The sequence below is a fragment of the Xenorhabdus lircayensis genome, from assembly GCF_016306625.1.
Taxonomy (GTDB): domain Bacteria; phylum Pseudomonadota; class Gammaproteobacteria; order Enterobacterales; family Enterobacteriaceae; genus Xenorhabdus; species Xenorhabdus lircayensis.
In genome coordinates, this window is the sequence record NZ_JACOII010000007.1 from 644 (window position 1) to 1,988 (window position 1,345).

Annotated in this window: 1 protein-coding gene and 2 pseudogenes; all 3 read right to left on the reverse strand. The window is 59.4% G+C overall.

What is annotated here, in order from left to right; all coding sequences use genetic code 11:
- Positions 1–464, reverse strand: a 464-nt coding sequence (locus H8A87_RS19705; RefSeq protein WP_232370003.1) for a phage major capsid protein, incomplete at its 3' end; no start/stop codon positions are given.
- Between the two features lie 9 nt (positions 465–473).
- Positions 474–1,072 (reverse strand): annotated as a pseudogene (locus H8A87_RS01045) (HK97 family phage prohead protease).
- Positions 1,065–1,345, reverse strand: a pseudogene (locus H8A87_RS01050) (phage portal protein); the annotation flags it as partial. The pseudogenes H8A87_RS01050 and H8A87_RS01045, both read right to left, overlap by 8 nt.

Genomic DNA, 1,345 nt, shown 5'->3' on the forward strand with positions numbered 1-1,345 from the left:
GTGGTCAGGATTTGCGCCACGCTGGCAATGCCGCCGTAGGCTTTCATCGACTCCACGACCTTGTTCAGCATCTGGAGGGGGACGGTGTAGCCGCCTTTTTCATCCGGCGTGGTGCCCTGTGCGCGCAGTTCCCGCAGGGCCTGACGCTCTTCGGCCGTCATTTCACCCAATCCGTGGCGCAGGTATTTGTCAAAGGCCGCAGTGCGGCGCTCCGCTTGTTCTGTTTCCGGATGAGCGGGGTTATTACGCTGTGCCGGCTCCTGCTCATCCACCAGTCGTTGATCCAGACTGCGCAGGTCTTCTTCGCGCTGGATGTGGGTATCAATGCTGTCCAGTTCGGTTTTGGCCTTATTCCATTCCGTGCGCTGTTCTTCACTCCAGGGGTTTTCCCCGATGGTGTCATGCAGGGTGCGCATCTGGGCGGCGATGGTGTTACGGCGTTGTTTCAGTTCATGCAATTTCATATATCTCTCCTAGAGATTCAGTAAGGTCATCATGCGCTCACGCGCCTGTTTTTGGGTTATCGCCTGCCGGAGTGCCCCGCTGTCCCGGGCTTCCTGCCAGGCCTGCATTGAGCGCACGGCGGAATCCGCTGCCTGATAGGCGGGGTAGGTCACCGGGGAAACGTCATACAGCCGGGAAAAGCGGTGAATTTCCCGAATAACAATGCCCTCCTCGTCTTCGTACCACTCCTCACCGTCACGGGCGACCCGGAACGCAAAGGACGACTGGGTAATGTCACCCCTCATCATCGGGGCCAGCACCAGATCGCGGATGGTCTGGGTCTGCGGGGCGGTGATGGCGTAGCGCAGTCCCTTGTCATCCACGGACAATGACAGGGTGCCCGCCGCACTGCGCCCCAGAATAAAGTTGGGATCATGGTTAAACAAGCCGCGCACATCATCACTGAGTACCTCGTCAAAGGCGCGGACCTGATGATTTCGCGAAAGCCCCACAGGGGTTCAGAGCGGCTGTCAAACACCGAGCCGTAACCGACAATGTGTGTCGTCTGGCCCTCCGGGGTGTCAGCCCGCACCTCACCGGGGTAACAGCGCAGTTCTCTGTCACGCATCAGGTTTATCCTCGTGTTCAGGGTTAAGGGGGTTAATCAGGTTGGCGGCGTTGACACTGACCAGCATCTCATCCAGTCCGGCCACCGGATTCATGTCCTCAAAGACCCGTGCCTCATTGCGGCTCATCCAGCCGTCGGTAATGGCGAAGTGGTAGAACTGCGCCGCTCTCTTGGCGTGCCGCGCAACAGGCCCGCCAGATTGAAGCGGACATAAAAGCCCGCCTGCCACTCCTGCCGGGTAAACAGGCGGCGGTTCAGCTCCTGCTCCCAGTT